The organism is Zoogloea sp. LCSB751 (genome assembly GCF_002028455.1).
Taxonomy (GTDB): Bacteria; Pseudomonadota; Gammaproteobacteria; order Burkholderiales; family Rhodocyclaceae; genus Zoogloea.
In genome coordinates, this window is the sequence record NZ_MWUM01000028.1 from 1 (window position 1) to 18,119 (window position 18,119).

The 18,119-nt window shown below is 66.1% G+C and carries 15 protein-coding genes and 2 tRNA genes; 8 read left to right on the plus strand and 9 right to left on the minus strand.

Translation table 11 applies throughout. The annotated features are described in order from the left end of the window. From B4920_RS21835 to B4920_RS21850, 4 genes are all read left to right on the plus strand, one after another. On the plus strand, positions 1-86 hold an 86-nt coding region (locus B4920_RS21835), incomplete at its 5' end, for a hypothetical protein (RefSeq protein WP_139379595.1). Next, the gene (dmpH, locus tag B4920_RS21840; RefSeq protein WP_079436798.1) at positions 83-871 is read left to right on the plus strand and encodes a 2-oxo-3-hexenedioate decarboxylase; all 789 of its coding nucleotides are present in this window, start codon (positions 83-85) and stop codon (positions 869-871) included. The genes B4920_RS21835 and dmpH, both read left to right, overlap by 4 nt. Positions 872-900: 29 nt before the next feature. Then, complete coding sequence (locus B4920_RS21845; RefSeq protein WP_254051019.1) at positions 901-1,092, plus strand: 2-hydroxymuconate tautomerase; 192 nt, start codon at positions 901-903, stop codon at positions 1,090-1,092. Between the two features lie 150 nt (positions 1,093-1,242). After that, positions 1,243-1,572, plus strand: a complete 330-nt coding sequence (locus tag B4920_RS21850) for a 2Fe-2S iron-sulfur cluster-binding protein (protein WP_079436800.1) — start codon at positions 1,243-1,245, stop codon at positions 1,570-1,572. A 100-nt stretch (positions 1,573-1,672) separates the two neighbouring features. Here B4920_RS21850 and B4920_RS21855 read toward each other — a convergent pair. The 8 genes from B4920_RS21855 to B4920_RS21890 form a co-directional block, all read right to left on the minus strand. After that, a tRNA-Tyr gene (locus B4920_RS21855) sits at positions 1,673-1,757 on the minus strand. 59 nt (positions 1,758-1,816) lie between these two features. Next, a tRNA-Ala gene (locus B4920_RS21860) sits at positions 1,817-1,892 on the minus strand. 56 nt (positions 1,893-1,948) lie between these two features. Then, entirely contained in the window at positions 1,949-2,929 is a 981-nt protein-coding gene (locus B4920_RS21865) for an L-threonylcarbamoyladenylate synthase (RefSeq protein WP_079436801.1), read from the minus strand. Positions 2,930-2,935: 6 nt separating this feature from the next. Then, a complete protein-coding gene (locus B4920_RS21870) occupies positions 2,936-4,090 on the minus strand; it encodes a 5-(carboxyamino)imidazole ribonucleotide synthase (protein ID WP_079436802.1) in 1,155 nt (384 codons plus the stop codon). Positions 4,091-4,108: 18 nt separating this feature from the next. Next, positions 4,109-4,606, minus strand: a complete 498-nt coding sequence (gene purE, locus B4920_RS21875; RefSeq protein ID WP_079436803.1) for a 5-(carboxyamino)imidazole ribonucleotide mutase — start codon at positions 4,604-4,606, stop codon at positions 4,109-4,111. 3 nt (positions 4,607-4,609) lie between these two features. Continuing rightward, positions 4,610-5,479, minus strand: a complete 870-nt coding sequence (folD, locus tag B4920_RS21880; protein ID WP_079436804.1) for a bifunctional methylenetetrahydrofolate dehydrogenase/methenyltetrahydrofolate cyclohydrolase FolD — start codon at positions 5,477-5,479, stop codon at positions 4,610-4,612. Between the two features lie 144 nt (positions 5,480-5,623). Then, positions 5,624-6,256 carry a response regulator transcription factor gene (locus tag B4920_RS21885; protein WP_079436805.1) on the minus strand — a complete coding sequence of 211 codons (633 nt, stop codon included), beginning with the start codon at positions 6,254-6,256 and terminating at the stop codon, positions 5,624-5,626. Next, positions 6,231-8,945: a PAS domain-containing sensor histidine kinase gene (locus B4920_RS21890; RefSeq protein WP_079436806.1), complete on the minus strand. Its 2,715-nt coding sequence runs from the start codon at positions 8,943-8,945 to the stop codon at positions 6,231-6,233. The genes B4920_RS21885 and B4920_RS21890 overlap by 26 nt, the downstream gene beginning before the upstream one ends. Before the next feature lie 214 nt (positions 8,946-9,159). Here B4920_RS21890 and B4920_RS21895 point away from each other — a divergent pair, with 214 nt between their 5' ends. The 4 genes from B4920_RS21895 (at position 9,160) to lpdA (ending at position 16,939) form a co-directional block, all read left to right on the plus strand. Further along, on the plus strand, positions 9,160-10,335 hold the full coding sequence (locus tag B4920_RS21895) for an ABC transporter substrate-binding protein (RefSeq protein ID WP_254051022.1): 1,176 nt from the start codon (positions 9,160-9,162) through the stop codon (positions 10,333-10,335). Between the two features lie 429 nt (positions 10,336-10,764). After that, the gene (aceE, locus tag B4920_RS21900; protein ID WP_079436807.1) at positions 10,765-13,452 is read left to right on the plus strand and encodes a pyruvate dehydrogenase (acetyl-transferring), homodimeric type; all 2,688 of its coding nucleotides are present in this window, start codon (positions 10,765-10,767) and stop codon (positions 13,450-13,452) included. A gap of 18 nt (positions 13,453-13,470) precedes the next feature. Further along, positions 13,471-15,153, plus strand: coding sequence for a dihydrolipoyllysine-residue acetyltransferase (gene aceF / locus B4920_RS21905; RefSeq protein WP_079436808.1), 1,683 nt, complete (start codon positions 13,471-13,473; stop codon positions 15,151-15,153). A 10-nt stretch (positions 15,154-15,163) separates the two neighbouring features. Continuing rightward, the gene (lpdA, locus tag B4920_RS21910) at positions 15,164-16,939 is read left to right on the plus strand and encodes a dihydrolipoyl dehydrogenase (protein ID WP_079436809.1); all 1,776 of its coding nucleotides are present in this window, start codon (positions 15,164-15,166) and stop codon (positions 16,937-16,939) included. A gap of 166 nt (positions 16,940-17,105) precedes the next feature. On the opposite strand, the gene B4920_RS21915 is transcribed toward lpdA, so the two are convergent. Next, positions 17,106-18,119, minus strand: a complete 1,014-nt coding sequence (locus B4920_RS21915; protein ID WP_079436810.1) for a dihydroorotate dehydrogenase-like protein — start codon at positions 18,117-18,119, stop codon at positions 17,106-17,108.

Consider the following 18,119-nt stretch of genomic DNA (forward strand, 5'->3'; position numbering starts at 1 on the left):
GCCGTCGCGGCATGGTCGGTGGCCAGGAGGACATGATCGAGGATACGGCCATCACTATGGCCCGCGAGCGGGGGCTGGCAGCATGAAACTCGATACCAAGACCATCGCCCAGTTGGCCGAACACCTGGAGACCTGCCAGCTGGAAGCCCGCGACACGCCGAAGATCACTGACCAGCATCCGGACATGGACTGGGACGATGCCTACGCGATCCAGCGGGAAATCCTCCGCCGCAAGCTCGGGCGCGGCCGCCGCGTGATCGGCCTGAAGGCAGGCCTGACCTCCCACGCCAAGATGAAGCAAATGGGCGTCACCAGCCCGGTGTTCGGCTTCATGACCGACGACTACGTGGTGCCGGACTGCGGCGAGGTGAAAGTTGCCGAGCTGATCCACCCGAAGGTCGAGCCGGAAATCGCTTTCGTGCTCAAGCACCCTCTGCGCGGCCCGGGTTGCCATGTGGGCGCCGTGCTGGCGGCCACCGAATACCTCCTGCCGGGCGTCGAGGTCATCGACAGCCGCTATCGCGACTTCAAGTTCGACCTGAAGAGCGTGATCGCCGACAACACCTCGGCCAGTCGCTTCGTCGTCGGTGGGGTGCCCACCGCTGCAGCCGGCATCGACCTGACCACCCTCGGCGTGGTCATGGAGAAGAACGGCGAACCGGTCGCCATGGGCGTCGGCGCTGCGGTGCTGGGCAACCCGGCCTCCGCCGTAGCCATGCTCGCCAACCATCTGGCGAGCCACGGCGAAGAAATCCCGGCGGGCGCCGTCGTGCTCTCCGGCGGCATCACGGAAGCCGTGGCCGTGGCAGCGGGAGACACCGTCACGTTGCGGGTCCATGGCATGGGCGCCACGACCCTGCGCTTCGTTTGATCCCCCCCACCGAGAAAAGGAAAACAGCAATGCCGTTCGCACAAATCTACATGATCGAAGGCCGCAACGAAGAGCAGAAGCGGGCCGTCATCGAGAAGGTCAGCCAGGCGCTGGTGGAAGCCACCGGTGCGCCAAAGGAGGCGATCCGCGTCTGGATCTCGGAAGTGCCCAAGACCAACTGGGGCATCGCCGGGCAGACGGCGAAGGACCTGGGGCGCTGAACCCGCGCTCCCCGGACCACAACAATGTGGCGGCCCTCCCCGGCCGCCACATGAACATCCGGCGTCGGGCTCCTGCAGCCCCCACACGCCGGCGACGGGAAAGGCTCCACCAAGAAGAGCGTCCCGGCAACGATCCAGACGGAGGAGACCATGGCGGCACGCCATTCGATTCATCTCGCCAATACCCACGAGCGCTACACCTGCGCCGAGAGTCAGGACATCCTGCGGGCCATGGAAGTCCTCGGCCGCAAGGGCATCCCTGTCGGCTGCCGCGGCGGCGGATGCGGCATCTGCAAGGTGCGCATCACCCACGGCCCGTATGAGATCAGGAAGATGAGCCGGGCCTTCGTCAGTGAATGCGACGAGGACTCCGGCGTCGTCCTCGCCTGCCGCGTCTTTCCGCGTGGCGACCTGCACCTGGATGCACTGGATGTGCTCGCACGTTGCGTCGAGCGCAAGGCGAAGATCGGCGCACCGTAATAGACACCCGATTTCCGCTCCCCACGGCAACGTTCAGGTCTGCCGTGCGCGCAAAGGAAAAAGGCCCAAGCTTTCGCTTGGGCCTTTTTATGAATCTTTATGGTGGAGGGGGAAGGATTCGAACCTTCGAAGGCAGTGCCGTCAGATTTACAGTCTGATCCCTTTGACCGCTCGGGAACCCCTCCACGGGGTGCTACTGATTAAAAATGCCAGCAAGTCGGGCCTGTTGGCATTTTTTAAACCTTGGTGGACCGAATGAGGATCGAACTCACGACCTCCGCATTGCGAACGCGGCGCTCTCCCAGCTGAGCTATCGGCCCACGTGAAGCGCGCATTATAGCGAACTTGAGCGCAGATGCAAATGCTTAGCGTCCGTTCAGGTCTCGTCGTCTTCGCCTGAGCCCACCGCCGCACGCCCCAGGCGATCGGCCACCGCGGCCCATTCGGGCGCATCCGGCAAAGCTTCGACGAAGATGCGCACCGCTGGCGATTCGTCGAGACTACGCAGCGCAGCATACAGATCATGGCCGTAACCGGCCGGATCGGCGGGCGCGACAATCCAGGTCACGTCGGCCGGCAAACCTGCCGGTGCGGTACGGCGGGCGAGCACCGCATCCCCCGCACGAACCCGGGCGGCAATGTCCTCTGCCGACACCAACTCCAGCGGCGTCCGCGGCGCGTAATGAGCCGCGAGGGCGCCGGAGACGCGCGGAGCCGCGTCAGGCTGGACCTCCTCGCCGCGCAGGCGCGGACGGCGCCCGATGACACGGGCGATGTCATCCACGCCGATGGCGCCCGGACGCAGGATGACCGGCACGTCCCGCGACAGGTCGAGGATGGTGGATTCCAGGCCGACCTCGCAGGGTCCGCCGTCGAGGATCAGGGCGACGCGATCGCCCAGTTCCTGCCGTACGTGCTCGGCGGTGGTCGGGCTGATCCGTCCGAAACGGTTGGCCGACGGCGCAGCAATGCCGGAACCGAAGGCCCGCAGCAGTTCCAGCGCAACCGGATGATTGGGCACCCGCAGGCCAACGGTGTCCTGTCCGCCTGTAACCACATCGGGCACGCCCTCCTCCTTCTTCAGGATCAGGGTCAGCGGCCCGGGCCAGAAAGCGCGGGCCAGTGCGATGGCTTCCTTCGGGATGTCCCGCGCCCAGGTGGTGAGCTGTTCCGCATCGGGCAGATGGACGATCAGCGGGTGGTCGGCCGGACGCCCCTTGGCGGCGAAGATCCGTGCCGCCGCATCGGGGTTCAGCGCGTCGGCGCCGAGGCCATAGACCGTCTCGGTCGGCAGGGCGACCAGTTCGCCCTGCCGCAGCAGTTCGACTGCGCGCCGGATATCGTCGCCCATCGCCATTGCTGCTTACTCGTCGCGGATGCCGATGGCCGCGCGGGCTGCCATGGCCTTGGCCAGCACCTCGGCGGGATCGTCGCCGATCACCGTGAAGTGGCCCATCTTGCGGCCGTGGCGGGCGTGGTGCTTGGCGTACAGATGCAGGCGCAGGCCGGGCACGGCGTGCAGCAAGGCCCAGTCCGGCTCCCGGTAGCGGCCTTGCGGCGAACCGCCTTCGTACCACAGCTCGCCGAGCAGGTTCACCATCACCGATGCGCTGTGCTGACGCGCCTCGCCGAGGGGCAGGCCGCACAGGGCACGGACCTGCTGCTCGTACTGGCTGGTGACGCAGGCGTCGATGGTGTGGTGACCGCTGTTGTGCGGGCGCGGCGCCATTTCGTTTACATAGAGCTCGCCACGGGACACGAAGAACTCCACCGCCAGGGTGCCGATGAAGCCCAGCCGCTCGGCGATGCGCTCGGCGTATTCCTGGGCCGAATCCCGCTGGCAGGCGGAGGTCCGCGCCGGCGCGATGGAGACGTCGAGGATGCCGCGGCTGTGCTGGTTCTCGACGGTCGGGAAGCATTTGACCTTGCCACTCTCGTCGCGAGCCAGCACTACCGACACTTCGTAGTCGAGGCTCAGCATGCGTTCCAGCACGCAGGGCTCGCCCTTGAACTGGCGGAAGGCGGCCAGCGCCTCGGCAGCATTGGCGACGCGGGCCTGGCCCTTGCCGTCATAGCCGAAGCGCGCCACCTTGAGGATTGCCGGATAAAGGCCGGCATCCGCCGCGGCGATGTCGGCTTCCGCCTGGATCACCGCGAACGGCCCGTGGGGCAGTCCGTTATCGCGCAGGAAGGATTTTTCCGCGATGCGGTTCTGACACACCGCCACCGCCGCCGCGCCGGGACGCACCGGCACGAACTTGGCCAGGTAATCGAGGGTCGCCGCCGGTACGTTCTCGAACTCGGTGGTCACCGCGGCGCAGGCTTCGGACAGCTGGTCGAGAGCGGCGAAATCGTCGTAACCGGCCTGCAGGTGGCGGTCGGCGATCAGGCCGGCCGGGCTGTGGGGATCCGGGTCGAGGACCCACACCTTGTAGCCCATCTCGTGGGCCGCTGCGACGAAGAAGCGGCCGAGCTGGCCGCCGCCGAGCATGCCGAGGGTGGCGGGCGGAAGAATCATCGTTTCAGTCCTGTGAAATCAGACCGGATCGAGGGTCATCGCCAGCACGCTGGCGGTCTGTTCGGCGCGGAAGGCCTCGAGCTTGTCGGCCAAGGCTGCGTCGGTACCGGCCAGCAGCGCCACCGCGAACAGGCCCGCGTTGGCGGCACCCGCCTCGCCGATGGCGAAGGTGGCGACCGGGATGCCCTTCGGCATCTGCACGATGGACAGCAGCGAGTCCTTGCCGGACAGCGCCTTCGACTGCACCGGCACGCCCAGCACGGGCAGCGTCGTCTTGGCGGCGATCATGCCCGGCAGGTGGGCCGCACCGCCGGCACCGGCGATGATCGCCCGCAGGCCACGCACGCGGGCCTGCTCCGCGTACTCAAACATCAGGTCGGGGGTGCGGTGGGCTGAGACCACACGGGCCTCGAAGGGCACGCCGAAATCCTTCAGCACCTTGGCGGCGGCCTGCATGGTGGGCCAATCGGAATTGGAGCCCATGACGATGCCGATGACGGGTTGTTGCTCGCTCATTGTTCAGGCCTTCCGGGCTGCGCGGGTTGCCGACTCGACGGTGTTGGCGAGCAGCATGGTGATGGTCATGGGGCCGACGCCGCCGGGCACCGGGGTGATCGCGCCAGCCACGTCCTTGGCGGACTCGAAATCCACGTCGCCGCACAGCTTGCCCGCATCGGGGCCATCCTGCAGGCGGTTGATGCCCACGTCGATGACGACCGCGCCGGGCTTGACCATGTCGCCTGTGACGAACTTCGGCTTGCCGATGGCAGCGACCAGGATGTCGGCGCGGCGGGTGTGGAAGTTCAGGTCACGGGTGCCCGAGTGGCAAACGGTGACGGTGGCACCGGCAGCGGTGAGCAGCATCGCCATCGGCTTGCCGACGATGTTGGAGCGACCGATCACCACGGCTTCGGCGCCACGCAGCGGCACGTCGATGCTCTTCAGCATTTCCATCACGCCATTCGGCGTGCACGGCACGAAGGCTTCCTGGCCTTGGGACAGGCGGCCGACGTTCTCGGCGTGGAAACCGTCCACGTCCTTCTCGACAGAAATGGCTTCGAGCACGGCCTTCTCATCGAAATGCTTGGGCAGCGGCAGCTGCACCAGGATGCCGTGCACCGACGGGTCGGCGTTGAGCTCGGCGATCTTGCCCAGCACGTCGGCCGGCGCCGCATCCTGCGGGTATTCGAATTTGAGGGACTTGATGCCAGCCTTCTCGCAGCCGGCCACCTTGTTCCGGACGTACACGGCGGAGGCCGGATCGCCGCCCACCAGGATCACCGCGAGACAGGGCTGGGTGCCCTGGGCGGTCAGTTCAGCCGCCTTCGCGGCGAGTTCTCCGCGCAGTTTCGCGGAAAGCGCGTTGCCATCGATAATGCGAGCCGTCATGCCGCTGCCCCTCAGGAAAAACCCGTGAGTTTACCATGGCTTGCGCTGGGGGCGAATTTGGCTTTTGAATGAACGCGCAAAGCATCACGAGGGCTGAAAGCGTGCGCCCCCACAAAAGCACGGCACCCTACCCCGCGTCGACGCTCAAGCCCGGTTCACCTCAATGGCCATAACGTTCTGCACCAGCTCCGCCAGGGACTGCGCCGCCATCTTTTCCATCACGCGGGCGCGATGGACTTCGACGGTCTTGATGCTGATCCCCAGCACGTCGGCGATCTGCTTGTTGAGCTTGCCAGCGATGATCAGCTCGAGCACCTCGCGCTCCCGTTGGGTGAGCTGGTCGAGGCGGCGGGCCACCTCCGCATCCTGGCGGCGGCGGGCGCGGCTTTCCTGTTCCTTGGTCAGGCACTGGGTGACGAGGCGCAGCAGCTCGGCGTCATTGAAGGGCTTCTCGATGAAATCCACCGCGCCTTTCTTGAGGGCGGCCACCGCCATCGGCACGTCGCCATGGCCGGTGATGAAGATGATCGGCAGCGTGCAGTACTGGGCGCGCAGGCGCTCGTGCAACTCCAGGCCGCTCATGCCGGGCATGCGTACGTCGAGCAGCAGGCAGCCGTTGAATTCGGGACGCCAGGCTTTCAGGAAGTCCTCGGCGGAAGCAAAGCCCTCGACCTTGAAGCCTTGCGACTCGAGCAGCCAGACGAGGGAGTCGCGCAGGGCTTCGTCGTCATCCACCAGGTAAATGATCTGTTCAGGCGTCGAGGCTGGCGGTTTCACGGGTTGTCTCCAGAGGCAAAGTGAAGCGGAAGATACATCCTCCCGCGGGGTTGGCGTCTACCCACAGACGACCTTCATGAAATTCGACGATGGACCGGCAGATGTTGAGCCCCATGCCCATACCTTCCGGCTTGGTGGTGTAGAAGGGCGTGAACAGGCGCTCCCGCGCCTCGTCGGAGAGCCCGGGGCCGTGATCGGCGATCTCCACCTCCACCTGGTCGTGCTCGGTGCGGCGGGCCGATACGGTCAGCACACGCTCCTCGGCCGGCGTGTCGCGCATCGCCTCGATGCCGTTCTTGACCAGGTTGAGCACCACCTGCTCGACCATCACCGCATCGACGAACACCGGCGGCAGATCGGCCGGCAGCTGGTTCAGCACCTGCGCACCGTGGCGGCGGGCGTCCACCTCGAGAAAGCCGATCGCGTCGTCCACGATGCCCGCCAGGGACACCGACGCCCGCCGAGGCTCGCTCTTGCGCACGAACTCGCGCACCCGGCGGATGATCTTGCCGGCCCGCTCGGCCTGGGCGCTGGCCTTCTGCATGGCGGTGAGGATGTCCTCGCGCCGGTATTCGCCGGATTGCAGGCGATTGACGCAGCCCATCGAGTAGTTGGCGATGGCCGCCAGCGGCTGGTTGAGCTCGTGGGCCAGTGTCGATGCCATCTCGCCCATGGTGATCAGACGCGACGTGCGCTGCAGGCGCTCCTGCTGGGCCCGGTTCTCCTCATCCACGCGCTTGCGGTCGGTGATGTCGGTGGCGATCGCCATGCGCACCACCCGGCCATCCACCCAGCGGATGGCCCGCTCGCGGATGTGGTACCAGCGGCCTGACAGGGCATTACGCAGTTCGCCGTCGTAAAGTTCGCGAGGCACGTGGTCGGGCGTCAGGCGGCGCGGATCAACGTCGTACCACTGGGTATCGGGCGGCGTCGGCAAGCCGTAACTGCCGACCCGTTGGCCTACCGCGTCGAAGCCGTAGATGCTCTTGAAGGCCCGGTTGGCAAAGAGGATCTCGTCATTGGCCGCATCGGCCACGTACACCGCCGCATCGAGGCCGTCGAGCACCGCCACGAAACGTTCGTGGGCCGCCTCCAGCTCGGCGCGCACCCGCTTGGGCTCGGTAATGTCGGTAATGGAAGCCATCCAGCCGGTCTGCCGCCCTTCCCCATCGATCAGCGGCGACAGGTAGAAGCGGGTATCCAGGCGCTGCCCGTTCTTGCGCCGGATGCGCATCTCGAAACCGGTGTTCGGCGCATTGCCGGCGAGGGTCAGTTCCAGATTGCGCTGCAGCGGATCGTAGCTGTCCTTCGGCCAGTAGGGGAAAGGCGCCCGCGAGCCGACCAGTTCCTCCCGCGACCAGCCAGTCATGCGGCAGAAGGCCGGGTTCACATAGATGATCTCGCCGTTCAGGTCGATGGCGCGCAGACCGGTGACCAGGGATTCCTCCATCGCCTGGCGGAAGGCGTACTCGGCGCGCAGCGCCTCTTCCGCGGCCTTGCGCCCGGTGATGTCGTGGGCCACGGCGTACATCAGCTTTTCCTCGGGCACCGAATTGACGCTCCAGGCCAGCCACTTGTAGCTGCCGTCGGCGCAGCGGCAACGGTTCTCGAAGGCCCCCGGCGTACCCGAGGCGAGGCTGCGCAGGTGCTCGATGGTCTCGGCCACATCCTCCGCATGGATGAAATCGATGATGGAACGCCCCGGCAGCTCGTCCGGGAGCTGACCGAGGACCCGCTCGAAGGCCGGGTTACAGCGCCGGAACACCCCGTCCAGACTTAGGATGGCCAGCATGTCGAGGGACAGGTTGAACAGCCGGTCGCGCTCCTTCTCGACGCGTACCCGGCGGCGCATGTGGGCACGCAGAAGCCACAGGCTCCACAGCACGAACACCGACAGCCCGACGATGACGATGATCGGGAAGCCCTTCGGCAGATCGCTGGCCACGTGATAAGCCGTCGCCTGCAGGGACAGGCCGTTCCCCGGCGGATCCAGTTCCACCGAGAAGGCCAGGCTTTCGTCGAGAGGATGGACCGCCGAGTTCATGCCCAGCACCTCGCCCTCCGGCCCGGTGAAGGAGAGGCGGTACTTCTCGCCGAACCAGCTCGGCACCAGGTGCGTCACCATGCGCTCGATGGAGTACACCGCGACGATTGCGCCCAGCGGCGTGCGCCCCTGCTGTACCGGCACGTATACTTCCAGCACGGCCATGTTGCGGCCGTTCACATAGGCATCGGCATACACCGGCCGCCCCACTTCCCAAGAGCGCGCCAGAGCCGCGGCCTGGGTGCCCGACAGTGCATCGCCAGCCAGCCAGTCGGTGGTATCGAAGGGCGCCGTCCACTTGACGCGCTGCCCGCCGGCCACCCACACCACATTGACCAGCTCGGGGTTGTTGGCAATGTGCTGATTGGCCCGCACCTGGAAACCGTCGGCATCCAGGCTGCCCGCCGCCAGCTCGCGGGCCAGCTGGGACAGGAACTCCTCGGTGCCCTGCATGTGCAGGCGCATGGTCTGCTCGGCCCATTGCACGTCGCGCGCCAGCGCGTTGCGCTGGGTCTCGCGCTCCTGGTGCTGAAGTGTCCAGACGATGACCAGCATCGCCAGTGCGAACACCAGCACCGCAATGTAAGGCGCCGTCCAGTACCAGTCGGCACGGGGCAGCGCGGAAGTTCGAGACTTGTTCAGCATTTGCCTTTCATCCTGCTTGGGTCGGCCGAGGCGGGGCATCCGGGCTAACCCTAACCGGGGCGCCTCTGCCCGGCCGGGGCTGACCGCCCGGAGCTACGGGTTTTTACCAATATCCGCCCCCCAGTCGAGGGAATAGCTTGCGGCGTTCATCCGCAGCGACTCGCAACAACACCTACAACGACAGGCGGAGACACCCTTGCTTCAAATCGTGCGCCTGGCCGGCATCGTCGCCCTCAGCCTGACTGCGCTGTGCGCCAGCGCCGTCGAGCCGATCAAGGTCGGCGTGTCCGGCCCCTTCACCGGTGGTTCGAGTCCGATGGGCATCGCGATGCGCGACGGCATCCGCCTGGCAGCGCAGGAGATCAACGAAGCCGGCGGGATTCTCGGCCGGCCGCTACAGCTGATCGAGCGGGACGATGAAGCACGCCCCGAGCGCGGTGCCCAGGTCGCCCAGGAAATGATCAACCGGGAACGCGTCATCGCCGGCCTCGGCATCGTCAATACCGGCGTTGCGCTGGCCAGCCAGCGCTTCTACCAGCAGGCCCACATCCCGATGATCACCTCGGTGGCCACCGGCTCGATCATTACCAAGCAGTTCCTGCCCCCCCAGTATCCGGACAACTATATCTTCCGCGTGTCGGCGCCGGACTCCATCCAGGCGGCGATGATCGTCGAGGAAGCGGTCGAGCGACGCCACCTGCGCCGGCTGGCGATCTTCCACGACAGCACCAATTATGGCCAGCTCGGCCGCGAGGACCTGGAGCGCGCCCTCGAACGCCACGGCATCAAGCCGGTCGCCATCGAGCGCTTCAACATCCGCGACGTGGACATGACGCCGCAGCTGACCCGCGCGCGGGCCGCCGGCACCGAAGGCATCCTCACCTACGGCCTCGGCCCCGAGCTGGCCCACCTCGCCAACGGCATGGTACGGATCGGCTGGAAGGTCCCGCTGGTCGGCAGCTGGGCGCTGGCCATGTCGAACTTCATCGACAACGCCGGCCCCAACGCGGAAGGCACCCGCATGCCCCAGACCTTCATCCAGGAAGGTGAGACGCCACGGCGCAAGCGTTTCATCGAACGTTACCGCAAGGCCTTCGGTGTGGAGCGCATCCCGGTGGCCCCCGCTGCCGCCCAGGGCTACGACTCCATGCTGCTGCTCGCCACCGCCATCCGCCAGGCGCGCAGCACCGAAGGCCACCGCCTGCGGGAGGCGCTTGAATCGCTGAAGGAACATGTAGAGGGCATCGTCATGGTATATGATCGGCCCTTCTCCAAGACCGACCACGAGTCCATCGATTCGACGCGCATTCCGGTCATGGGGGAAGTACGCAACAGACAAGTGGTCTTCGCCTACGACGAAGACCGGAAGCGGGACGCGTTTCACAAATGATCCCGCCACGCGGAACACCTATTTCCGCAAGCGGCCGGGGGTTTTCTCCCTCCCTCCCTCGCCCCCGGCCGTTTTTTTTCCTTACCCCGTCGAACGAAGCTTCGCCGGCCGGAGCCCTCGGGCCCGGCCGGCGCTAAGCCTTGCGGACACCCGCTGATGTCCGCAATTCCGCTCTTCGCCAATCCACACAGTCGTCGTTCCGCACGGGCGCAGTCGCGCCCTGAGTCCGTCCACCGCAACTCTCTGCACGCGGAAAAAAACAAAAATTTACTCAGAGTAGAACTTCGTTCTTATTGCACAATGCGATAGATCGTTTTATATTGCGAAAAATCAGGACCGCGATCCGGTCCATGCAGGTTTGCAGCGAAGCCCTGCTGCCGCCACCCGCGGCAGCTATCCACAACCCGCAAGTCATGAGGAGACAAGACCATGGCCGCGAATACGCAAAACATCCTGGCGGACATCGATGCCCAGGAAACCAAGGAATGGCTGGACGCGCTCGAAGCAGTCGTCGCACAGGAAGGCTCCGAACGGGCCCACTTCCTGATCGAGAAGCTGATCGAAGCGGGGCGTGAGGAAGGGATCGACATCCCCTACTCCGCCAACACCCAGTACATCAACACCATTCCGGCCGACCAGCAGCCCAAGTACCCGGGCGATCCGGACATGGAGATCAAGCTCCATTCCTACATCCGCTGGAATGCCATGGCCATGGTCGTGCGCGCCAACAAACACACCAACGTGGGCGGCCACATCGCCTCGTTCGCTTCGGCCGCAGCCCTCTACGACGTCGGTTTCTCCCACTTCTGGAAGAGCGTCGACCACGAAAGCGGTGGCGACCTGATCTTCTTCCAGGGCCACTCGGTGCCGGGCGTCTACTCCCGCGCCTACATGCTCGGCCGCCTCACCGACGAGCAGATGGACAACTTCCGCCAGGAAACCGACGGCAAGGGCATCTCGTCCTACCCGCACCCCTGGCTGATGCCGGACTTCTGGCAGTTCCCCACCGTCTCCATGGGCCTCGGCCCCCTGTGTGCGATCTACTCCGCGCGCTTCATGAAGTACCTGGCCAGCCGCGGCCTGATCGACGCCGCCAAGGCCGAGCAGCGCAAGGTGTGGGCCTTCCTGGGTGACGGCGAGACCGACGAAGTCGAGTCCCTCGGCGCCATCGGCATGGCCGCCCGCGAGAAGCTGGACAACCTGATCTTCGTCATCAACTGCAACCTGCAGCGCCTCGACGGCCCGGTGCGCGGCAATGGCAAGATCATCCAGGAACTGGAAGCCGAATTCCGCGGCGCCGGCTGGAACGTCATCAAGCTGATCTGGGGCACCCACTGGGACGCCCTGCTGCAGCGCGACACCAAGGGCATCCTCAAGAAGCGCATGATGGAATGCGTGGACGGCGAATATCAGACCTTCAAGGCCAAGAACGGCGCCTACGTCCGCGAGCACTTCTTCAACACGCCCGAGCTGAAGGAACTCGTCGCCGACTGGACCGACGACGACATCTGGCAACTGAACCGCGGCGGCCACGATCTGTTCAAGATCTTCTCCGCCTACAAGGCCGCCTCCGAGCACAAGGGCCAGCCGACCCTGATCCTCGCCAAGACCATCAAGGGCTTCGGCATGGGCCAGTCCGGTGAGGCGATGAACATCTCCCACCAGCAGAAGAAGCTCGACATCGAGTCGATCAAGCGCTTCCGCGACCGCTTCGGCCTGCCGGTGCCCGACGACCAGCTCGCCGAGCTGCCCTACCTGAAGTTCCCGGAAGACTCCGCCGAGTACAAGTACATGCGCGACCGCCGCATGGAACTGGGCGGCTTCCTGCCCAGCCGCCGCCGCAAGGCCGAGGCGCTGCCGGTGCCGGCCCTCGACACCTTCGGCGCGCTGCTGAAGGCCTCCGGCGAAGGCCGCGAGCTGTCCACCACGATGGCCATCGTGCGCATCATGAACACCCTGCTGAAGGACAAGCAGATCGGCAAGAACATCGTCCCGATCGTGCCGGACGAGTCCCGCACCTTCGGCATGGAAGGCATGTTCCGCCAGTACGGCATCTGGAACCAGCAAGGCCAGAACTACGTTCCGGAAGATCATGACCAGCTCATGTTCTACAAGGAAAGCGTCACCGGCCAGGTTCTGCAGGAAGGCATCAACGAAGCCGGCGCGATGGCCGACTGGATCGCCGCCGGCACCGCCTACAGCGTGCATGGCGTGCAAACCATCCCGTTCTACATCTTCTATTCGATGTTCGGCCTGCAGCGCACCATGGACCTGTGCTGGGCGGCAGCCGACCAGCGCACCCGCGGCTTCCTGATCGGCGGTACCGCCGGCCGCACCACGCTGAACGGCGAAGGCCTGCAGCACGAGGACGGCCACAGCCAGCTCCTCGCCAACATGATCCCCAACTGCATCAGCTACGACCCGACCTTCCAGTACGAAGTCGCCGTGGTCGTGCAGGACGGCCTGCGCCGCATGTTCGCCGAGCAGGAGGATGTCTACTACTACATCACCGTGATGAACGAGAACTACGAGCACCCGGAAATGCCGGTGGGTGCCGAAGCCGACATCATCAAGGGGATGTACCTGTTCCGTAAGGGTGGCGAGTCGACGCAACTGAGCGCCCCGCGCGTCCAACTGCTGGGCTCCGGCACGATCTTCAACGAAGTCATCGCTGCCGCCGACCTGCTGAAGAACGACTGGGGCGTCGAGGCCGACATCTGGGGTTGCCCGAGCTTCAACGAACTGGCCCGTGACGGCCAGGACGCCAGCCGCTGGAACCTGCTGCACCCGCTCGAAGCACCGCGCAAGTCTCACGTCGAACAGAAGCTCGAAGGCGCCGTCGGCCCGGTCATCGCCGCCACCGACTACGTCAAGCTGTTCGCCGAGCAGATCCGTCCCTTCGTCAAGAACCCCTACGTCACGCTGGGCACCGACGGTTTCGGCCGCTCCGACACCCGCGAGAAGCTGCGCCACTTCTTCGAAGTGGACCGCCACTGGGTCACCCTGGCCGCCCTCAAGGCCCTGGCCGACGAAGGCAAGATCGACCGCGACAAGGTTGCCGCCGCACTGGTCAAGTACAACCTTGACCCGTCCAAGCCGAACCCCCTGTCCGTCTGATCGCCGAGGAGTACAAACATGAGCCAACTCATCGAAGTCAAAGTCCCCGACATCGGCGATTTCTCCGACGTGCCGGTGATCGAACTGTTCGTCAAGGTCGGTGACACCATCAAGGTGGACGACGCCATCGCCACGCTGGAATCCGACAAGGCCACGATGGACGTCCCGTCCTCCGCCGCCGGAGTCGTCAAGGAAGTGCTGGTCAGCCTCGGCGACCGCGTTTCCGAAGGCGCCGTGCTGATCAAGATCGAAGCCGCCGGCGCTGCCGCTGCGGTGGCCGCTCCGGCCCCTGCTGCAGCGGCCCCGGCTCCGGCGCCCGCTCCTGCCGCGGCGCCCGCCGCCGCAGCCCCGGCTGCCGCGCCGGCCGCTGGTGGTGGCGTGGTCGAGGTGAAGGTGCCGGACATCGGTGACTTCTCCGACGTGCCCGTCATCGAGCTGTTCGTGAAGGTCGGCGACAGCATCAAGGCAGAAGACGCCATTGCCACGTTGGAATCCGACAAGGCCACGATGGACGTGCCCTCCTCCGCCACCGGCGTGGTGAAGGAAGTGCTGGTCCAGCTCGGCAGCCGGGTGTCCGAAGGCGCCGTGCTGATCAAGGTCGAAACCGGTGCCGGCGCAGCCGCTCCGGCTGCGGCTCCGTCCCCTGCCGCCGTCGCCGCGGCCGCCACGCCGGCAGCCGCCCTGCTGGTGGACGGTGCCCCGGCACTGGCCGCTCCGGTCGCTGCCGCGGCTGCCGCCGCTGCAGCCGCCCCGTCCGCCGTCAAGCTCGGCGGCAAGGTGCACGCCAGCCCGTCCGTCCGTGCCTTCGCCCGCGAACTGGGTGTCGATCTAGCCCAGGTCAAGGCCACCGGTCCGAAGAACCGCATCCTGCAGGCCGACGTCACCGCCTTCGTGAAGGGCGCCATGAGCACTGGCGTCGTCCCGGGCAAGACCGTCGCCGCCGCTGCCGTCGGCAGCCTGGGTGGCGGGCTCGACCTGCTGCCGTGGCCGAAGGTCGATTTCGCCAAGTTCGGCGAGGTCGAGGTCAAGCCGCTATCACGCATCAAGAAGATCTCCGGCCAGAACCTCGCCCGCAACTGGGCGATGATCCCGGCGGTGACGTATCACGAAGACGCCGACATCACCGACCTGGAAGCCTTCCGCGTCCAGATGAACAAGGAGTACGAGAAGTCCGGCAAGAAGCTGACCATGCTCGCCTTCATCATCAAGGCCTCGGTGCGCGCGCTGCAGGAGTTCCCCGAGTTCAACACCAGTCTCGACGGCGACAACCTGGTCTACAAGAAGTACTTCAACATCGCCTTCGCGGCCGACACCCCCAACGGCCTGGTCGTACCGGTGGTGAAGGACGCCGACAAGAAGAGCGTGTTCGACATCGCCGCCGAAACCGGCTCCCTGGCCAAGCTCGCCCGTGACGGCAAGCTCAAGCCGGCCGACATGTCCGGCGCCTGCTTCACCATCTCCAGCCTCGGCGGCATCGGCGGCACCTACTTCGCGCCGATCGTCAATGCGCCGGAAGTGGCCATCCTGGGCGTCAACAAGTCGGTGATGAAGCCGGTGTGGGACGGCAAGCAGTTCGTGCCGCGCCTGACCCTGCCGATGTCCCTGACCGCCGACCACCGCGTGATCGACGGCGCCCTGGCGACCCGCTTCAACGTGTACCTCGCCCAACTGCTGGCCGACTTCCGTCGGGTCATGCTCTAAGGAGATCGCCATGAGCCTCGTAGAAGTCAAGGTTCCGGACATCGGCGATTTCTCCGACGTCCCGGTCATCGAGCTGTTCGTGAAGGTCGGCGACACCATCAAGGTGGACGACGCCATCGCCACCCTCGAATCCGACAAGGCCACGATGGACGTGCCGTCCTCCGCCGCTGGCGTGATCAAGGAAGTCCGCGTCGCCCTGGGTGACCGGGTCGGCGAAGGCAAGGTGCTGATCGTCGTCGAAGCCGACGGCGCCGGCGCCAGCCCGGCTCCCGCCGCAGCCCCGGCTCCAGCCGCAGCGCCTGCCGCCCCCGCGGTGGCCGCACCGGCTGCCGCCAGCCACGCCGGCGCGGCCGACGTGGAGTACGACATGGTCGTCCTCGGCGCCGGTCCCGGCGGCTACTCCGCGGCCTTCCGCGCCGCCGACCTGGGCCTCAAGACCGCCATCATCGAGCGCTACGCCACCCTCGGCGGCGTGTGCCTGAACGTGGGCTGCATCCCGTCCAAGGCCCTGCTGCACGTGGCGGCGGTGATCGAGGAGGCCGAACACGCCTCCGTCGCCGGCGTCAGCTTCGCCAAGCCCTCCGTCGATGTGGACGCCCTGCGCGCCCACAAGGACAAGGTCGTCGGCAAGCTCACCGGCGGCCTGGCCGGCATGGCCAAGGGCCGCAAGGTGGACGTGATCCGCGGCTACGGCAGCTTCCTCGACCCGAACCACATCGAAGTCGAGGAAACCACCGGCGACGCCCAGGACAAGACCGGCGCCAAGAAGGTCGTGAAGTTCAAGCAGGCCATCATCGCCGCCGGCTCCGCGGCGGTGCACCTGCCCTTCATCCCCCGCGACCCGCGCATCGTCGACTCCACCGGCGCGCTGGAACTACGCTTCGTGCCGGCCAAGATGCTGGTCATCGGCGGCGGCATCATCGGTCTGGAAATGGCCACCGTCTATTCGACCCTCGGCGCCCGCGTCGATGTGGTGGAAATGCTGGACGGCCTGATGCAGGGCCCGGACCGCGACGCCGTCAAGGTGTGGGAGAAGCAGAACGCCAACCGCTTCGACAAGATCATGCTGAAGACCAAGACGGTCGCCGTGGATGCCAAGGAAGACGGCCTCTACGTAACCTTCGAGGGCGAAGGCGCGCCGACGGAGCCGGTCAAGTACGACCTGATCCTGCAGTCCGCCGGTCGCGCGCCCAACGGCAAGAAGATCGGCGCCGACAAGGCCGGCGTGATCGTCACCGACCGCGGCTTCATCCCGGTGGATGCGCAGATGCGTACCAACGTGCCCAACATCTTTGCCATCGGCGACGTCGTCGGCCAGCCCATGCTCGCCCACAAGGCGGTGCATGAAGCCCACGTGGCGGCGGAAGTCGCAGCCGGCCACAAGGCAGCCTTCGACGCCACCGTGATCCCGGGCGTGGCCTACACCCATCCGGAAGTGGCATGGGTCGGCTACACCGAAGCCCAGGCCAAGGCCGAAGGCAAGAAGGTCGAAACCGCCAAGTTCCCGTGGGCCGCCAGCGGCCGCGCGATCGCCAACGGTGCCGACTACGGCTTCACCAAGCTGATCTTCGACGCGGAGACCCACCGGGTCATCGGCGGCACCATCGTCGGCCCGTCGGCCGGCGACATGATCGGCGAAGTGTGCCTGGCCATCGAGATGGGTGCCGACGCGGTAGACATCGGCAAGACCATCCACCCGCACCCAACCCTTGGCGAAACCGTCGGCATGGCCGCGGAAGTCGCCCACGGCAGCTGCACCGACGTGCCGCCTGCCCGCAAAAAGTAAAACGCCCAACGTTCCGATCCCTGTTGCAGCGTTGTTTTGGCGGCCCTTGGGCCGCCATTTTTTTCGCCTGTTCCGGGCTAGAGCGACCTGTCCGAATTTTTATGGGGGCTGGCGTCACCGCGATACGGGGTAAGCCGACACCGCCCCGCTTTAACGCGCCGGCAGCTTAGCGCCACACGCCACTCCGCGGCGTGAAACTGTCGAGCACCTTGATGTAGCTGCGCCGGGCCACCGCGTCCGGATCGCGCAGGTTGGACTGGCACATGCTGCCCTTCAACTGCGTGATGGAGTGATACTCCCGCTCGGCCATCCAGGCCTCGATGTCCCGCAGGATCAGACTCAAGCGCTCGGAACCATGGCTCAGCAGGCAGGACGCCAGATGCACCACGTCGGCGCCAGCCAGCAGCAGCTTGAGGGCCTCGTCAGCACTATGCACGCCGCCGGTGGCGGCCAGCGTCATCTGCGTCTGGGCCCGCAGGATGGCGATCCAGCGGATGCGCAACAAGGCCTCCTCACGGCTTGACAGGTGCAGTTGATCCACCATGCGCAGGCTGTCCAGGTCGATGTCCGGCTGGAAGAAGCGGTTGAACAGCGCCACGCCGCTCGCCCCGACCAACTCCAGGCGCCGCACGAAATGCGGCAACGACGAGAAGAACGGCGGCAGCTTCATCACCACCGGGATCGTCACCACGCTGCGCAGTTCCGCCAGCAAGGCCACGTAGCGCGCCTCGACGGAATCGCCGCTTTCGGCCGGATCGGCGGCCACGTGATAGACATTGAGTTCCAGCGCATCGGCACCGGCCTCCTGCAGCGCGCGGCCGAGATCCACCCAGCCGGACGGCGTCACCCCGTTGAGGCTGGCGACGACCGGGATGGACAGCCGCTGCTTGACCCGCCGCAGGTGCTCCAGGTAACGCTCCAGCGCCCCCTGGAAATGGCCGTGGTCAGGCAGGAAGCCGGACGACTCGCCGTCGTGGAAATCCGCGTGCAGCAGAAAGCGGTCGCTCATCGCGTCTTCGGCGATGATTTCCTCCTCATAGAGGGAATGCAGCACCACCGCCGCCGCGCCGGCGTCCTCCAGGCGCAGCAACGAGTCGAGCTGCTTCGACAGCGGTGAGGCGGATGGCACCAGCGGGTTCTTCAGCTTGAGGCCGAGGTATTCGGTTGTGAGGTCGATCAT